Genomic DNA, 15,915 nt, shown 5'->3' on the forward strand with positions numbered 1-15,915 from the left:
TATGTCCGCCACTTTTTATCGGTTTCGCAACCATAAATCTGACGGGCCATTTGATGCGCTATATTATCTAAGCGTATATGCTTAGTATCCTTATAATACTATACATATAAGCTTAGTTCAAGCCTTTTAGAAGAAATATTATTAAATAAATTTGCTTAGATTATCTTGACAACACTAAGCAAATATGCTATGTTGCTTATAAGAACAACAATAGATGGGAGCTGGATGTATGGCGATTGGCGAACGGATTCACTTTTTCCGTCTCCTGCGGGGGATGACACAGAAATATCTCGGTATGGCGCTGGGCTTCCCGGAGAAGTCTGCCGATGTGCGCCTAGCACAGTACGAAACAGGATCAAGAACCCCTAAGGCGGACCTGACTGCTGCCCTGGCACAGGTACTGGATGTCTCGCCCCATGCTCTTTCCGTCCCGGATATAGACTCCTATGTGGGGCTGATGCACACCCTGTTCACCCTGGAGGACAACTACGGTCTGAAGGTCACGGAGCAGGACGGTGAGCTTGCCTTGCAGGTAGATTTCCGCAAAAACAAGGATGCTGCCCGGCTGCACGAAAGGCTTTGGGCCTGGCGGGAACAGGCGGCCAAACTGGAGGCCGGTGAGATTTCCCAGGAGGAGTACGACCGCTGGCGTTACCACTACCCGGAGTACGACAGCAGTCAGATCCGCGCCAAGGTGCCGCCGGAGGGCCTGATCTGACTCTCTCACTTGTAGGCCACGGGAAAGGCCATTTGTTGCACAAAATCAGAAAATTCAGATAAATGAGAGCAAAATAAAAAAGGTCTAACTGATCAGCAAAAATCAGTTAGACCTTTTACTTATGAATAAAAAGATAAGGATTTTCAGGCTACTCGCAAGCCACCCGATTTTTCTTTTCAAACTCAATAAATCGGGATTTGACGAGTGCTATCAATCTGCTATCAAATGGGGATTTGAAAAATCAAAAAGTCAGTATTTTCAAGGGTTTGCGGGCCCTCATATCCACTTTTTGCTTATTCCCACTCGATGGTGGCGGGGGGCTTGGAGGTGATATCGTAGACGATACGATTGATGCCCTTCACCTCGTTGACGATGCGGGTGGAGATCTTGTCCAGCACATCGTAGGGGATGCGGGCCCAGTCGGCAGTCATGAAGTCGCTGGTGGTGACGGCGCGGAGCGCCAGGGTGTAATCGTAGGTGCGGCCGTCGCCCATGACGCCCACGGAGCGGGTATTGGTGAGGACGGCAAAGTACTGGTTGATGTTCTTGTCCTCGCCGGCGGCGGCGATCTCCTCCCGGTAGATGGCGTCGGCATCCCGGAGGGTGTCCAGCTTCTCCTTGGTCAGATCGCCGATGACCCGGATGGCCAGGCCGGGACCGGGGAAGGGCTGGCGCATGACCAGGTATTCAGGCAGGCCCAGCTCGCGGCCTAACTGCCGCACCTCGTCCTTGAAGAGCAGGCGCAGGGGCTCGATGATCTCCTTGAAGTCCACATAGTCGGGCAGGCCGCCCACGTTGTGGTGGCTCTTGATCACGGCGGCGTCGCCGGCGCCGGACTCGATCACGTCGGGGTAGATGGTGCCCTGCACCAGATAGTCCACCCGGCCGATCTTCTTGGCCTCCTCCTCAAAGACGCGGATGAACTCCTCGCCGATGATTTTGCGCTTGCGCTCCGGCTCGCTGACGCCGGAGAGCTTCTCCAGGAAGCGGGCCTCAGCGTCCACCCGGACGAAGTGGATGTCCCACTTGGAGAAGGCGGTCTCCACCTCGTCGCCCTCGTTCTTGCGCATCAGGCCGTGGTCCACGAACACACAGGTGAGCTGGCTGCCCACCGCCTCGGCCAGCAGTGCGGCGGCCACGGAGGAATCCACGCCGCCGGACAGAGCCAGCAACACCTTGCCGCCGCCCACCTTCTCCCGGATGGCCTTGATGGAGCTCTCCTTGTAGTCGCCCATGGTCCAGTCGCCCTTGGCGCCGCAGACCTCATAGAGGAAGTTGCGGATCATGTCCACGCCGTGCTCGGTGTGATTGACCTCCGGGTGGTACTGCACCCCGTAGAAGCCCCGCTTCTCGTCGGCAATGGCCACGTTGGGGCAGGCGTCGGAGTGGGCGGTGAGGGCGAAGCCCTCGGGCACCTTGGCCATGTAGTCCCCGTGGCTCATCCAGGAGATGCCCCGCTCCGGCAGGCCTTTGAAGAGCTTGCAGGCGGTGTCGTAATAGGTCTCGGTCTTGCCGTACTCCCGGGCGGTGTCCTCGTGGGCCTCGGTCACCTGGCCGCCCAGGGTGTGGGCCATGAACTGGCAGCCATAGCAGATGCCCAGCACCGGCACACCCAGCTCAAAGATGGCCGGATCAGCCTTGGGCGCGCCCGCCTCATAGACGGAGTTGGGGCCGCCGGTGAAGATGAAGCCGATGGGCTCCATAGCGCGGAGTTGCTCCAGCGGGGTCGTGTAGGGCTTGACCTCGCAATAGACACCGCACTCGCGCACCCGGCGGGCGATGAGCTGGTTGTACTGGCCGCCGAAATCCAGGACAATCACGGTCTGATGGGACATCATCTTGCCTTCTTTCTCTCGTTTTCTCTCACGCCATGCCCATAGGCCCGGCGATATTTTTACAGTTTAGGATACCATATTCCGGCCTAAAGCGCAAGCATTCCGTAAAAAAGCCGCCGGACCCGGTCAGGTCCGGCGGCTTTTCAGCGCAGTCTTCAATCCACTTCCGCGCCGCCCCACTCCACGGCGGTGAAGCCGGTGCGCGCCTGGGCGGTTAACGTCTGGGGCTCCACCTCCACCGGCGCGTCCAGCCCCTTCCACGCCAGGAACACCCGGATCAGGGTATCGGGGGCCGGGTCGATGGTCAGCCCGGCGGAGTCGGTGTAGGCCTCGGTCTGGAAGGAGAGCAGATTGTAGGGATTGCCCTCCAGCTTTGGCAGCCAGTAGATGATGAATTCGTCAGCCTCCCGCTCGGTCAGGCCCAGCCTGTCCAGGGCGTCCTCCAGGAAGGCCGCAGTGTCCTCCCCTGCCACGCAGAAGCCGGCGGAAAAGTCATACTCCGCCTCGGTGATCCCCTCCCAGAACAGGCAGTAGTACTCCCGCCCCGTGGCCGGATTGGTGAGGGTGCCGTCGGGCCGGGCCGTCACTGTCCACCCATCGCCGTACGCAGGATAGGTGGAGGTCAGCGTCCCATCAAAGTCCAGAGTGACGGTCACCTCCATCTCCTCCTCCGGGTAGAGGTAGAGCACCGGCTTTTCCGGCACCGCAACATTTCCACTGGAATTGCCGCACCCAGCCAGTCCCGCCGCCAGCAAAGTGAGCGCAAGCAGCAACAGCAGCTTCTTCATTGCACTACCTCCGCGCCGCCCCACTCCACGGCGGTGAAGCCAGCGCGCTCCGGCGCGGTCAGCTTCTGGGGCTCCACCTCCACCGGCGCGTCCAGGCCCTTCCACGCCAGGAACACCCGGATCAGGGTGTCGGGGGCCGGGTCGATGGTCAGGGCTGCGGAATTGGTGTAGGCGCCGGTCTGGAAGGAGAGCAGATTGTAGGGGTTGCCCTCCAGCTTTGGCAGCCAGTAGATGATGAATTCGTCAGCCTCCCGCTCGGTCAGGCCCAGCCTGTCCAGGGCGTCCTCCAGGAAGGCCGCAGTGTCCTCCCCCGCCACGCAGAAGCCGGTGGAGAAGTCGTACTCCGCCTCGGTAATTCCCTCCCAGAACAGGCAGTAGTATTCCCGGCCCGTGGCCGGATCGGTGAGGGTGCCGCCGGGCCGGGCCGTCACCGTCCAGCCATCCCCGTAGTCCGGGTAGGTGGAGGTGAGCGTCCCGTCAAAGTCCAGGGTCACAGTCACCTCCGTCTCCTCCTCCGGGTAGAGGTAGAGCACCGGCTTGGCGGCCGGAACGCCGCGCTCCTCCCCCGCCCCGCAGGCGGTGAGACCGGCAGCCAGCAGGGCTGCCAGGGATAAAGTCAGCAGTCGTTTCATAGCATTTCCCTCCTGTCGTTGATATTCATTTAGACGAAGGGACTGGAAAAAGGTTCCCGGCTGGCCGGGTCAATTCCGCCCCGCCTTTTCCCTCCGCACGGTGGGAAAGAAGGCGGGGAAAATCCCGCTGCGGGAGCCTAGGGCATGGAGCAGTGGGAAGCAGACCAGAACGGTAACCAATTGAACCACTATAACATGATTTTCCGTCCGCTCCTCCTGACTGTAGCGTACCGCTTCTCCGGCCATGTCCACGTAGAAGTCGGTGCGGTCCAGGGGATAGCCGGAGGTGATCTGCTCCAGGAAGGCGGGGTCCTCCTCCAGGTCGGCCCAAATCACCCGACCCACCGGGAGGACAACCTCCCCGGATGCGAACTTCTCTCCATCCTGCACGCTTTCAGTATGGATGCGGGCAGCCACCCGTTCCCCGGAGGGGAGGGCCAAATTATAGAGATAGCTGCCCTCAAAATAGCCCGCTCCCTCGTTGCGGTAGGCAATACCTTGGGAAAGTACTGTGAAGGTATCCAGCTCCAGCAGCTCCGCGATACTCTGTGCCCGGGGAACCTCTGGCCCGGCAGGACTGCCCGCCTGGCCAGGAGCAGCGGAGTGAACCTCTGCATAGCCGTCATACGTGGCCGCGCTGAGGGCGGAGGCTGCGGCCCCCGTGCCCAGGGACACCAGATAGGCCACCAGCAGGCAGAACCAGATATCAAAGCGAAGGCGGTGCAGACGCATGGCGGTTTCCTCCCCTCAGATTTCAGTGATGTCGATGGGGCGCAGCTCAGCGGCCCGGCCCTGGGTGCGGACGGTGAGCATGGCCCGGGCGGTGTCGATGGCGGTGATGCAGGCCACGGAGTGCTCCACGGTAGAGCGGCGGATCTTGAAGCCGTCGGTATCGTGGCGGCGGCCGCGGGTGGGGGTGTTGATGACCAGATCCACGGTGCCGGAGGCGATCATGTCCAGGATGTTGGGGTGGGCCTCTGACACGCGGGCCACCCAGCGGGCGGGTATGCCCGCCTCGTTGAGCGCCTTGCAGGTGCCACTGGTGGCGAGAAGCTCAATGCCCATATCATAGAAGCCCCTGGCGATGCCAATCATCTCGTCCTTGTCCTCGTCCTTGACGGTAACGATGATGCGCCCGCCCTTCTTGGGGGCCTTCATACCGGCCCCCTTGAAGGCCTTGAGCAGCGCCTGGGGGAAGGACTCGGCCAGGCCCAGGCACTCGCCGGTGGACTTCATCTCGGGGCCCAGGCCGGTGTCCACGTCGGTGAGCTTCTCGAAGGAGAACACCGGCATCTTGACGGCGTAGTAGTCCGCCTCCCGGTAGATGCCCGTGCCGTAGCCCAGGTCGCGCAGCTTCTGCCCCAGCATCACCCTGGTGGCCAGGTCGATGATGGGCACGCCGGTGACCTTGGAGATATAGGGGATGGTACGGGAGGAGCGTGGATTGACCTCGATGACATACACCTGGTCGTCATAGATGACGAACTGGATGTTGACCAGGCCCACCACGCCCAGGGCGCGGGACAGGTCATAGGTGTACTTCAGGATGGTCTGCTTGTGCCTGTCCTCGATGTGGATGGGGGGATAGACCGAGATGGAGTCGCCGGAGTGGACGCCAGCCCGCTCAATGTGCTCCATGATGCCGGGGATGAGCAGCTCCTCCCCGTCAAACACGCCGTCCACCTCCACCTCCCGGCCCATGAGGTACTTATCCACCAGGATGGGGTGCTCCTGCTCCACCTGGTTGATGATGCGCATGAACTCGGTGATGTTGCGGTCGTTGTAGGCGATCTCCATGCCTTGGCCGCCCAGCACGTAGGAGGGGCGCACCAGCACGGGATAGCCCACCTCGTGGGCGGCGGCCAGGGCCTGCTCGGTGGTGAACACCGTGCGGCCGGCGGCCCGGGGGATGCCGCACTGGTTCAAAATCTCGTCAAACCGCTCCCGATCCTCGGCGGCGTCCACGCCGTCGGCGGAGGTGCCCAGGATGGGCACGCCCATGTCGGTAAGGGCCTGGGCCAGCTTGATGGCGGTCTGGCCGCCGAACTGCACCACCGCGCCCCAGGGCTTCTCCAGCTCCACCACCGCCTGCACGTCCTCGGCGGTCAGCGGCTCAAAGTAGAGCTTATCCGCCACATCGAAGTCGGTGGACACGGTCTCCGGGTTGTTGTTGATGATGATGGTCTCATAGCCCAGACGCTTGAAGGCCCAGACCGAGTGGACCGAACAGTAGTCGAACTCAATGCCCTGACCGATGCGGATGGGGCCGGAGCCCAGCACCAGCACCTTCCGTTTCTCCGCGCCATCATCCGCCCGGCTGGCCCCGGCGGCCTCGTTCTCCTGGTCGTAGGTGGAGTAGTAATAGGGGGTCTGGGCCTCGAACTCGGCGGCGCAGGTGTCCACCATCTTGAAGGCCGGGCGGATGCCGAAGGACTCCCGCAGGGCCTTGATCTCCTTCTGCTCCCGGCCGGAGAGGGCGGCGATCCACGCGTCGGAGAAGCCCATCTCCTTGGCCCGGCGCAGGGTGTCGCCGTCCAGGCGGCCGTGATCCAGGGCGTCCTCCATGTCCACGATGTTCTGGAAGCGGTCGAGGAACCACAGGTCGTACTTGGTGATCTTGTTGATCTTCTCCGGAGAGAAGCCCCGGCGCAGGGCCTCGGCCACCACAAAGAGCCGCTGATCGTCGATGTTCACCAGGCGGTCCTCGATCTCCTCGGTATACAGCTCGTCCAGACCGGGCAGGCGGAGGGACTTCACCGGCAGCTCCAGGGAGCGGATGGCCTTCATCAGCGCCCCCTCGAAGGAATTGCCGATGGCCATCACCTCGCCGGTGGCCTTCATCTGGGTGCCCAGGGTACGGCTGGCGGTGGTGAACTTGTCAAAGGGCAGGCGGGGCAGCTTGAGCACGCAGTAGTCCAGGGTTGGCTCGAAGCAGGCGGTGGTCTTGCCGGTCACCGCGTTGGGGATCTCGTCCAGGGTGTAGCCCAGGGCCACCTTGGCGGCCACCTTGGCGATGGGGTAGCCGGTGGCCTTGGAGGCCAGGGCGGAAGATCGGGACACGCGGGGGTTGACCTCGATGACCGCGTACTCGAAGGAGTCGGGGTTGAGGGCCAGTTGTACGTTGCACCCGCCCTCGATGCCCAGGGCGGAGATGATGTTGAGAGAGGCGGAGCGGAGCATCTGGTACTCCCGGTTGGCCAGGGTCTGGGTGGGGGCCACCACGATGGAGTCGCCGGTGTGGACGCCCACGGGGTCGATGTTCTCCATGGAGCAGATCTGGATGACGTTGCCGGCGGAGTCCCGCATGACCTCGAACTCGATCTCCTTCCAGCCGGAGATGCACCGCTCGATGAGCACCTGGCCCACCCGGGACAGGTGGATGCCCCGGTCGGCGATCTCCCGCAGGGAGGGCTCGTCGTAGGCGATGCCGCCGCCGGAGCCCCCCAGGGTATAGGCGGGCCGGACGATGACCGGATAGCCGATGCGCCCGGCGAACTCCACCGCGGCCTCCACGCTCTCCACCACGTCGCTGGTGACGCAGGGCTGGCCGATGGCCTCCATGGCGTCCTTGAAGCCCTGGCGGTCCTCCGCCTTGCGGATGGACTCCGGGCTGGTGCCCAGCAGGCGCACGCCGTACTTCTCCAGGATGCCCTGCTCGTGGAGGTTCATGGCCAGGTTCAGCCCGGTCTGGCCGCCCAGGGTGGGCAGGATGGAGTCGGGCCGCTCCTTGGCGATGACCTGCTCCACGCTGGCCAGGTTCAGCGGCTCGATATACACGTGGTCGGCGATGTCCTTGTCGGTCATGATGGTGGCGGGGTTGGAGTTGACCAGCACCACCTCCACGCCCTCCTCCTTGAGAGCGCGGCAGGCCTGGGTGCCGGCGTAGTCAAACTCGGCGGCCTGGCCGATGACAATGGGGCCGGAGCCCAGCACCAGCACCTTTTTGATATTGGGATTCTTAGGCATGGGCGCGTCCTCCCTTCATGCTGTCCACAAAGCGGTCAAACAGATACTCGGTGTCCATGGGGCCGGGGGCGGCCTCCGGGTGGAACTGGACGGTGAAGCAGTTGGGCCGCCGGTAGCGCAGGCCCTCCACGCTGCCCTCGTTGACGTTGATGTGGGACACCTCCGCCACCGCCGGGTCCACGCTCTCGGCGGTAACCACATAGCCATGGTTCTGGCTGGTGATATAGGCCCGGCCGTGCTCCAGATCCTTCACCGGGTGATTGCCCCCCCGGTGGCCGAAGCGCATCTTGCGGGTCTCCGCCCCGGTGGCCAGGGCCAGGAGCTGGTGGCCCAGGCAGACGGCAAAGAGGGGCAGCTCACTCTCATAGAGCTTCCGAACCTCCGTGATGATCTCCACGTTGTCCGCCGGATCGCCGGGGCCGTTGGAGAGCATCACCCCGTCGAACCCGCCGGAGAGCACCGCCTCCGCCGGGGTGCGGGCGGGGAACACCGTCACCTCACAGCCCCGGTTCTGGAGGCAGCGGATCATGTTCTCCTTCACACCGTAGTCCATCAGGGCCACCCGGAGCCGCCGCTCCCCCAGGGCGGGGTACACCTGAGCCTCCCTGCGGGTCACCCGCTCCACGGTGCCCTCCACCCGGTAGGCCCGGATGCGCTCCAGGCACTCCGGGACAGAAAAATGCTCCGCACAGGTGATCATGCCGTTCATGGTCCCCTGACTGCGGAGTATTCTCGTTAAGGCACGGGTGTCGACGCCCTCAATGCCGGTGATATGAAATTGCTTCAAATAGGAATCCAGCCCGTCCTCGCAGCGGAAGTTGCTGCCGCGCCGGGCCAGGTGGCGGACGATGAACGCCTCCGCCCAGGGGCGGGTGGATTCGTTGTCCTCGTGATTGACGCCGTAGTTGCCGATGAGGGGATAGCTCATCACAATGCCCTGTCCGGCGTAGGAGGGGTCGGTCAGGATCTCCTGATAGCCGGTCATGGAGGTGTTGAACACCATCTCGCAGATCCGCTCCTCACCGGAGCCGATGCTGCGGCCCGCGAAGGTCATACCGTTTTCCAGGATCAAGGTCGCTTTCATCTTCTGCATCACGCCTTTCGTTCCCAAGTTATCTGTACGATTGTAACCGAAAACCTCCCGCCTGACAACACCCTTTTGCGCCCGGAAGCAAAAACCGTGGATTTGGACAAAAAGAGAGGGCGTATTGCCGATTTTCCCACGGCAATACGCCCCAAAAGTTAAAAATAAGATTTTGACCTCATTCTTTTTTTGCAGGAAATTCCTCCAGCCCGGGGCGCAGCTCCACCATCACCAGCTCCGGGCGGTTATAGAACCGGGGCAGCCGGGTGCTCTCCCGGGCCAGCCCCCGGCTGACGAGCAGGGTGGTGTCCCCCAGTGCATACCGGCCGCCGGCGTAGGTGGGAAACAGCCCCTGGTCGGGGGCAAACAGGCCGTTGAGCAGGCCGGGCAGCCGCCACTGGCCCCCGTGGGCGTGGCCCGCCAGCACCAGCTCGAAGCCCCGGCCCGCGTAGTCCTCCGTCCGCTCCGGCCGGTGGGTCATCAAAATGGAGCAGTGCTCCCCATCCAGGGCGGCGGTCACCGCCTCCAGCTGCTCCCGCCACCGGGTCTCGCCCACAGAGGGATCGTCAATGCCGCAGAGCTGCACCGTCTGTCCCGCCGCCGTTACCGTCACACAGTCCCCCGCCAGCACAACCGCGCCCCGTTCCTCCAGCCGGGCCTTCACCTCGTCCACCCGCCCCGTCCAGAACTCGTGATTGCCGGTGACATAATAGGTGGGCCATACCGCCGCCAGGGCCTCCACCGTGTCCAGCGCCCGCGCCTCCGGCATCCGGGGCTCGTCGTCCACGATGTCGCCGCACAACAGTACCAGGTCGGGTGACTGCTCCGCCACCGCATCCAGCAGCTCCCGCTGGCCCTCCCCATAGGCGCAGGCGTGCAGATCGGTGAGCACCGCCAGCCGCACCGGGCCGGTGAGTCTCCCGCTCTCCACCGTATAGGCGCGTACCAGCAGGCGGGCGTCCAGACCCGCCAGCAAAAACACCCCGGCTGCCGCCAGAGCGGCGGCCAGCACTCCTTTCGTCCGCTTTTTCATGCGTTCGCCGCTTTCTTTTATTGATTTTCGATATTATAACATCCATACCCTCCCAGCGTCAAGGCCCCTGCGTACATAATCCGCCCGGCGGCGGCCATACTGAACGGTGAACATTACCGCGGGAGGTCTTCTCATGGTCATCGCATTTCTGCGCACCATCATTCTCTACCTCTTTATCATCGTGGGCATCCGCCTCATGGGCAAGCGCCAGGTGGGCGAGCTGGAGCCCTCGGAGCTGGTGCTCGCCCTGCTTATCGCCGATCTGGCCGCCGTGCCCATGCAGGACTTCGGCATCCCTCTGCTCACCGGCATCATCCCCATCCTCACCCTCCTCTGCCTCACCATGGCCCTGTCGGTGCTCACCATGAAAAGCGTCCGCTTCCGTGCGGTGCTCTGCGGCCGTCCCAGCATCATCGTGGAAAACGGCAAGCTCCACCAGCGGGAGATGCAGAAAAACCGCTTTACAGTGGACGAGCTGATGGAGGAGCTGCGTATGAAGGGGATCACCGACCTCAATTCCATTAAATACGCCATTTTGGAGACCAACGGACAGATCTCCGTCCTCCCCTACGCGGCCCAGCAGCCCGTCACTGCGGCCCAGATGGAGCTGCACCCAAAGGAGCCCGGCCTGCCCCTGGTGATTATCAACGACGGCCGGGTGCTGGAGCACAACCTGCGCCAGCGGGGACTGGACGACATCTGGCTGGACCGGCAGCTCAAGGCCCATCACGTAAAGCGCAGCCAGGACGTGTTTCTCCTCACTGTGGATGAGCAGAACCAGGTCTACCTGGCGGAGAAGGAGGGGCGGGTATGAAGCGGCTGTGGATCGCAGCCCTGCTGCTGGCTGCCCTGTTCGGCGCAACGCTGTGCAACAACCTCTATCTGCGGGGCTTTACCGGGGCGCTCAACACCCTTCTGGAGCAGGCGGAGGCCCGGGCGGAGACCGGGGACTGGGAGGAAGCCCGCGTCCTCACAGAGCAGGCCCTCACACAGTGGCAGTCCCGGGACAGCTACCTGCACATCCTCCTGCGCCATTCCGACACCGATCAGATCTATACCGGTTTTCAGGAGGTGCTCGAGTTCCTCACCTGCCAGGAGGCCGGGGAGTACTCCGCCGCCAACGCCCGGCTCATGACCCAGATCTCCCTGCTCTACGAGGCCGAACAGTTTACCCTGAAGAACGTCCTCTAGCCCCGGTTGACGGGCCGGGGAAAACCCGGTACAATGGCGGGTGAAAGGAAGGCTGATGCCCATGAACACACCCACCATTCTGCTCTACAATCTGGACAACCCCCGGGGGGCCAAAATCCGCCGTATGTGCCTGTCCCTGCGCCTGCGCACCGCCCTGGTGCCCAGGGAGTCCTACGGCCTGCCCCTGGGGGCGCTGGCGGAGGGGGCCGTCCCGGAGACGCCCTATTCCGGGGACGGCTTTGACGACGAGATGCTCCTGATCGTCAATTGCCCCGGCCCTCTGCTGGATCTGTTCCTCCAGGCGTTCCGCCGCCAGAAGCTCGCCCCCGTCCGGCTGAAGGCGGTGCTCACCCCCACCAACCGGGAGTGGGACTCCGTGGCCCTCCATGCCGAGCTGTGCCGGGAGCGGCAGGCCATCGCAGAGGGCCAGGCCGCCCATCGGAAGGGACAGGACGGGGAATGAAGCTGCTCATCTCCCCCGCCAAGAAAATGCGGGAGGACGGGGACTTTCTCGCCCCCCGGCAGGCCCCCGCCCTGCTGGAGCGGGCGGCGGTGCTGGCGGAGTGGCTGCGGGGGCTGGACTACACAGCCCTGAAAAAGCTGCTCGCCTGTAACGACGGCATCGCGGAGCTGAACTTCCGCCGCTTTCAGGAGATGGATCTCCGCCGCCCCGGTACCCCCGCCCTGCTCTCCTACGACGGCATCCAGTACCAGTACATGGCCCCCCACCTGTTCACCCGGCCTCAGTTCGAGTATGCCGAGACACACCTGCGCATCCTCTCCGGCTTTTACGGGGTGCTGCGCCCCTTCGACGGCGTGCTCCCCTACCGGCTGGAGATGGGGGCCAGATGCAGCACCCCCTTCTGCAAAAGCCTCTACGACTTCTGGGGCGATTCCCTGTACCGGACGCTGACCGCCGGCGGGGAGGACACCCTGCTCAACCTGGCCTCGGCGGAGTACGCCAAAGCGGTACGCCCCTGGGTAACCCCTCCCGTGCGGTGGATCGACGTGACCTTCGGCGAGACGGACGGAGACAAGGTGGTGGAGAAGGGGGTCTATGTCAAGATGGCCCGGGGGGAGATGGTACGCTTCCTGGCGGAGCGGAACGCCGAAACGCCGGAGGCGGCCCAGGGCTTCGACCGGCTGGACTACCGCTTCTCCCCCGCCCACTCTACCGCCGCCTCCTACGTATTTTTGCGGGAGGGGCGGGCGAACTAGGAGGTCTCCATGCTCCAACGTCTGCTCTGCCTGCTGGTTGGCTACCTCTGCGGCGGCTTCCTCACCGCCGAGCTGGTGGCCCGGGCCCGCACCGGCAAAAGCGCCGCCGCCCTGGGCACCGGAAACCCCGGCATGGCCAATCTGGCCCACGAGCTGGGAAAGGGCTGGGGGGCGGTGGTGCTGGCCGGAGACATCGCCAAGACCGCCCTGGCCTTTGGGCTGTGCCGGGCGCTCTTCCCCGCCCTGGGCGGCCTGTCCGGCCTGTGGGCCGGGCTGGGTGCGGTGCTGGGCCACAATTTCCCCCTCTGGCGGGGCTTCCGGGGCGGAAAGGGGGTGGCCGTCACCTGCGCCGCCCTCATCCTCTTCTCCCCCCTGTGGGGGACGGCCGCCTGTCTGTCCGGACTGGCCGTCACCCTGCTCTCCGGCTGGCTGCCCCTGGGGGCGGTGGTGATCCCCGCCCTGTTTGTCCCCCCGGCCTTTCTCTGCCGCGGCCGGGAGGCCGGGCTGCTGGCCCTGATTCTGGCCCTGATCATGCTCTCCCGGCACATCCGGGGGCTGGGCCGCATCCTCCGGGGGGAGGAGGAGCGAAAATTCCGCGGCCGCTGAGCCCCAGCCGAAAAATATAGCGCATTCTACCATTCCGCCGGCGCTTTGTGGTATAATGGTGGAACAACATAGAACAAGAGGGATTCCGCCATGCACAATGAACTGACCAAAAAAGACATTCAAATGATGAAGGAAGAGCTGGACTACCGCCGCATCCAGCTCCGGCCCCAGCTCCTGGATGCGGTGAAGGAGGCCCGGGCCTTCGGCGATCTCAGTGAGAACTTCGAGTACAAGGCCGCCAAGCAGGAGAAAAACCGCAACGAGAGCCGCATCCGGTTCCTGGAGAACATGATCAAGACCGCCGTGGTGCTCCCCGACGCCGGGGCCAGCGACGGGGTGCAGCTCTACGACAGAGTCACCGTCTTTCTGGAGGACGAGGGGGACACCGAGGTGTACCAGGTGGTCACCACCATGCGGCAGGACGCCCTCCACGGCCTCATCAGCAAGGAGTCCCCTCTGGGGAAGGCTCTGCTGGGCCGGAAGGTGGGGGAGACGTTCCACATCCAGGTCAACGACACCTACGGGTATGACGCGGTGGTGAAGGCCATCGAGAAGGGCGCCGACGACGGCTCGGTGCCGTTGAACCGCTTTTGAACCAATGAAACTGTCCCGGGGGGGGGGGGGGGGGGGGGGGGGGGCCCCGCGGGGGGGCGCCCCGCCGCCGCGATCCCCGCCAGCAGGACGCCGCAGTGCTCCTCCAGGTGGTCATAGGCCCCACGGTAATAGAGGCAGGCGTACTCCCCCGCCGGGAGGGCGTCGTCATAGGGCAGGCCCGGCTCCGTGAGGAAGAACACCCGGGAGAAGTGGTTATACACTCCCCGGGACAGCCACTCCTCATCCACCGCCGCCCCCATACACTGGCTGCCGATGATTTTGAGATAGTCCTGGTGGCGGTGCTCCAGCTTTTTCAGCAGAAAGTCGATCTCTTTTTCCAGGATGATGTCCTCCTCCAGAAACACGTAGGGCCGCGCCTCCTCCCGGCGGAAGGACACCCGTCCGGCCTCCACGCCGCGGTAACGCTCCAGACGGGCCCGGCGGACCCGCGCCTCCACCAGAGCCGCCTCCAGCTCCGCCATGCGGCGGCGGAGCAGCGCCTCCTCCCGGTCCAGCAGCGCCAGCGTCTCCCCCACCGACCGGCGCTCCAGATAGGCGCGGATGGCCCGGGTGGGTAGGCCCAGCTCCCGCAGGGCGCGGATGATGTTGAGGGTACACACGTCCTGAATGCCGTACATGCGGTAGCGGTTCTCCCCCCGCACCGGGTGGAGCAGCCCCTTCTCCTCATAGTAGCGCAGGGTGTCGGGGCAGAGATCAAAGAGTTTGGCCAGCTCGTGGATCTGATAAAATTGCTTCAACTTTTTTCCCTCCGGCTCTTGACTTTCGGATAGTACGAGGGTTTAACATGATCTTAACAAGAGGGGGTTATGAACTTGAACCTGGTACGCCGCTTTTTCAAATTCACCGTTCCGTCCATCGTGTCCATGTGGATCTTCTCACTCTACTCTCTGGTGGACGGCATGTTCGTGGCCTGGGGCGTGGGAGAGCACGCCCTCACCGCCGTCAACCTGTCCCTGCCCTTTGTGTCCCTGGTGTTCACCCTGGGCATCCTGCTGGCCACCGGCACCTCCACCGTCCTGTCCATCGCCCTGGGGCAGAAGGACGTGGAGCGGGCCCGCAACTACTTTAACCAGAACCTGTTCGTGGTCATCGCCGCCACCCTGCTCCTGGCGGTGCTGGTCCTGTTCAACCTGGACTGGGTGGCGGACTTCCTGGGGGCCACCGGGGAAAACCACCACCTAGTAAAGGAGTACGTGGGGGTCATCGCCTGCTTCTCCGTTTTTTTCACCGTGTCCTACAACCTGGAGGTCCAGGTCAAGGCCGACGGCGCGCCCCATGTCAGCATCATCGGCGTCATCTCCTGCGGCCTGATGAACGTGGTGCTGGACTACATCTTTGTCATGCATCTCCACTGGGGGGTGTGGGGGGCGGCCCTGGCCACCGGGCTGGCCCAGGCCACGTCCACGGCGGTGTTTGTCGTCTATTTTCTCACCCACCGCTATCCCCTGCGGTTCGGCCGGTTCAAGCCCGACCCCGGCGCCTACCGCCGCATTATCCCCCTGGGTACCGCCGACGGCCTCAGCGAGCTCTCCAACGGCATGGTCATCTTCCTGTTCAACCACATCATACAGCGTGTCATCGGCCCCGACGCCCTGGTGTCCTATACCATCATCAGCTATGTGAATACCCTGGTGCTTAACAGTGTGATCGGCATCGCCCACGGCATCCAGCCCCTGTGTAGCTACCACCTGGGGGCGGAGGAGCGGCCGGTGTGCCACAAGTTCCTCACCTACGGCATCCGCCTGGCCGCCTGCTTCGCCGCCGGCTTCTTTGTCCTGTGTCAGGTGCTGGCCGGGGCGGTGGTGGGCCTGTTCCTCCAGCCGGACAGCGCCCTGTTCGCCTCTTCGGTGTCCGCTCTGCGGCTGTACTCCTTCGCCTTCCTCTTTGTGGGCTTCAATGTGGTGATCTCCGGCTTCTTCACCGCCATGGAGCACCCCATCCCCTCCCTGACCATCTCCTTTGGCCGGGGCCTGGTGCTGATCTCCGGCTGTCTGGTGGCGCTCGCCTTTCTCTTCGGTGCCAACGGCATCTGGCTCTCCCCCCTGGTGTCCGAGTCCCTCTGCCTGCTCATTACCCTGTTCTTCCTGATCCGCTACTTCCGCCGGGTCCGGCCGGAGGCCAGCGGGGAGAGGGATGGGATACCGGATGCCAGGCCGCTGGACTGAGCCTCCCCGCCACCTGGCAAAACGGCGCATGGCAAAAGGCCATGCGCCGCAGCCTGTCGGGAAA

At 63.7% G+C, this 15,915-nt stretch carries 16 protein-coding genes; 8 read left to right on the forward strand and 8 right to left on the reverse strand.

Going from position 1 to position 15,915, the window contains the following annotated elements:
* The first annotated feature begins 229 nt into the window (after positions 1-229).
* A complete protein-coding gene (locus ACESY8_RS01345) occupies positions 230-718 on the forward strand; it encodes a helix-turn-helix domain-containing protein (protein ID WP_054338627.1) in 489 nt (162 codons plus the stop codon).
* Between the two features lie 293 nt (positions 719-1,011).
* Here the strand turns inward: ACESY8_RS01345 and guaA are convergent, their stop codons facing one another.
* The 7 genes from guaA to ACESY8_RS01380 form a co-directional block, all read right to left on the reverse strand.
* Positions 1,012-2,553, reverse strand: coding sequence for a glutamine-hydrolyzing GMP synthase (guaA, locus tag ACESY8_RS01350; protein ID WP_054338628.1), 1,542 nt, complete (start codon positions 2,551-2,553; stop codon positions 1,012-1,014).
* A 155-nt stretch (positions 2,554-2,708) separates the two neighbouring features.
* Complete coding sequence (locus tag ACESY8_RS01355; RefSeq protein WP_055180817.1) at positions 2,709-3,341, reverse strand: HAD family hydrolase; 633 nt, start codon at positions 3,339-3,341, stop codon at positions 2,709-2,711.
* Positions 3,338-3,973, reverse strand: coding sequence for an HAD family hydrolase (locus ACESY8_RS01360; protein ID WP_243427648.1), 636 nt, complete (start codon positions 3,971-3,973; stop codon positions 3,338-3,340). The genes ACESY8_RS01355 and ACESY8_RS01360 overlap by 4 nt, the downstream gene beginning before the upstream one ends.
* Positions 3,974-4,042: 69 nt before the next feature.
* Entirely contained in the window at positions 4,043-4,705 is a 663-nt protein-coding gene (locus ACESY8_RS01365) for a hypothetical protein (protein WP_009260796.1), read from the reverse strand.
* Positions 4,706-4,720: 15 nt separating this feature from the next.
* Entirely contained in the window at positions 4,721-7,939 is a 3,219-nt protein-coding gene (gene carB / locus ACESY8_RS01370) for a carbamoyl-phosphate synthase large subunit (RefSeq protein WP_434307705.1), read from the reverse strand.
* Entirely contained in the window at positions 7,932-9,023 is a 1,092-nt protein-coding gene (locus tag ACESY8_RS01375; protein WP_024724418.1) for a carbamoyl phosphate synthase small subunit, read from the reverse strand. Before ACESY8_RS01375 ends, carB begins: the two co-directional genes overlap by 8 nt.
* 178 nt (positions 9,024-9,201) lie before the next feature.
* Positions 9,202-10,056, reverse strand: coding sequence for a metallophosphoesterase (locus tag ACESY8_RS01380; RefSeq protein WP_054338631.1), 855 nt, complete (start codon positions 10,054-10,056; stop codon positions 9,202-9,204).
* Between the two features lie 133 nt (positions 10,057-10,189).
* On the opposite strand from ACESY8_RS01380, the gene ACESY8_RS01385 reads away from it, so the two are divergent.
* From ACESY8_RS01385 to ACESY8_RS01410, 6 genes are all read left to right on the forward strand, one after another.
* Entirely contained in the window at positions 10,190-10,870 is a 681-nt protein-coding gene (locus ACESY8_RS01385; RefSeq protein WP_007490707.1) for a DUF421 domain-containing protein, read from the forward strand.
* Positions 10,867-11,247 (forward strand): DUF4363 family protein, encoded by a 381-nt coding sequence (locus ACESY8_RS01390; RefSeq protein ID WP_054338633.1) that lies wholly within the window; start codon positions 10,867-10,869, stop codon positions 11,245-11,247. The genes ACESY8_RS01385 and ACESY8_RS01390 overlap by 4 nt, the downstream gene beginning before the upstream one ends.
* 61 nt (positions 11,248-11,308) lie before the next feature.
* Positions 11,309-11,710 carry a DUF3783 domain-containing protein gene (locus tag ACESY8_RS01395; RefSeq protein ID WP_226923835.1) on the forward strand — a complete coding sequence of 134 codons (402 nt, stop codon included), beginning with the start codon at positions 11,309-11,311 and terminating at the stop codon, positions 11,708-11,710.
* On the forward strand, positions 11,707-12,465 hold the full coding sequence (gene yaaA, locus ACESY8_RS01400) for a peroxide stress protein YaaA (protein ID WP_434307706.1): 759 nt from the start codon (positions 11,707-11,709) through the stop codon (positions 12,463-12,465). Before ACESY8_RS01395 ends, yaaA begins: the two co-directional genes overlap by 4 nt.
* 9 nt (positions 12,466-12,474) lie before the next feature.
* Complete coding sequence (locus ACESY8_RS01405) at positions 12,475-13,071, forward strand: glycerol-3-phosphate acyltransferase (RefSeq protein WP_044943408.1); 597 nt, start codon at positions 12,475-12,477, stop codon at positions 13,069-13,071.
* Between the two features lie 90 nt (positions 13,072-13,161).
* Positions 13,162-13,665, forward strand: coding sequence for a GreA/GreB family elongation factor (locus tag ACESY8_RS01410; protein WP_009260804.1), 504 nt, complete (start codon positions 13,162-13,164; stop codon positions 13,663-13,665).
* Here ACESY8_RS01410 and ACESY8_RS01415 read toward each other — a convergent pair.
* A complete protein-coding gene (locus ACESY8_RS01415; protein WP_498794486.1) occupies positions 13,590-14,423 on the reverse strand; it encodes a MerR family transcriptional regulator in 834 nt (277 codons plus the stop codon). The genes ACESY8_RS01410 and ACESY8_RS01415 overlap by 76 nt on opposite strands.
* Before the next feature lie 69 nt (positions 14,424-14,492).
* Here ACESY8_RS01415 and ACESY8_RS01420 point away from each other — a divergent pair, with 69 nt between their 5' ends.
* Positions 14,493-15,851, forward strand: coding sequence for an MATE family efflux transporter (locus ACESY8_RS01420; protein WP_204681936.1), 1,359 nt, complete (start codon positions 14,493-14,495; stop codon positions 15,849-15,851).
* Positions 15,852-15,915 lie beyond the last annotated feature (64 nt).

It is taken from the genome of Clostridium sp. ATCC BAA-442 (assembly GCF_964239415.1).
In the GTDB taxonomy this organism is placed as follows: Bacteria; Bacillota; Clostridia; order Oscillospirales; family Oscillospiraceae; genus Flavonifractor; species Flavonifractor plautii.

Coding starts and splice junctions, on each gene's coding strand:
- ACESY8_RS01410 (WP_009260804.1), top strand. CDS start 13,162: ATGCACAATGAACTGACCAAAAAAGACATTCAAATGATGAAGGAAGAG.
- ACESY8_RS01345 (WP_054338627.1), top strand. CDS start 230: ATGGCGATTGGCGAACGGATTCACTTTTTCCGTCTCCTGCGGGGGATG.
- yaaA (WP_434307706.1), top strand. CDS start 11,707: ATGAAGCTGCTCATCTCCCCCGCCAAGAAAATGCGGGAGGACGGGGAC.
- ACESY8_RS01365 (WP_009260796.1), bottom strand. CDS start 4,705: ATGCGTCTGCACCGCCTTCGCTTTGATATCTGGTTCTGCCTGCTGGTG.
- ACESY8_RS01395 (WP_226923835.1), top strand. CDS start 11,309: ATGAACACACCCACCATTCTGCTCTACAATCTGGACAACCCCCGGGGG.
- ACESY8_RS01420 (WP_204681936.1), top strand. CDS start 14,493: ATGAACTTGAACCTGGTACGCCGCTTTTTCAAATTCACCGTTCCGTCC.
- ACESY8_RS01355 (WP_055180817.1), bottom strand. CDS start 3,341: ATGAAGAAGCTGCTGTTGCTGCTTGCGCTCACTTTGCTGGCGGCGGGA.
- guaA (WP_054338628.1), bottom strand. CDS start 2,553: ATGTCCCATCAGACCGTGATTGTCCTGGATTTCGGCGGCCAGTACAAC.
- ACESY8_RS01390 (WP_054338633.1), top strand. CDS start 10,867: ATGAAGCGGCTGTGGATCGCAGCCCTGCTGCTGGCTGCCCTGTTCGGC.
- ACESY8_RS01405 (WP_044943408.1), top strand. CDS start 12,475: ATGCTCCAACGTCTGCTCTGCCTGCTGGTTGGCTACCTCTGCGGCGGC.
- ACESY8_RS01360 (WP_243427648.1), bottom strand. CDS start 3,973: ATGAAACGACTGCTGACTTTATCCCTGGCAGCCCTGCTGGCTGCCGGT.
- ACESY8_RS01385 (WP_007490707.1), top strand. CDS start 10,190: ATGGTCATCGCATTTCTGCGCACCATCATTCTCTACCTCTTTATCATC.
- ACESY8_RS01380 (WP_054338631.1), bottom strand. CDS start 10,056: ATGAAAAAGCGGACGAAAGGAGTGCTGGCCGCCGCTCTGGCGGCAGCC.
- ACESY8_RS01375 (WP_024724418.1), bottom strand. CDS start 9,023: ATGAAAGCGACCTTGATCCTGGAAAACGGTATGACCTTCGCGGGCCGC.
- carB (WP_434307705.1), bottom strand. CDS start 7,939: ATGCCTAAGAATCCCAATATCAAAAAGGTGCTGGTGCTGGGCTCCGGC.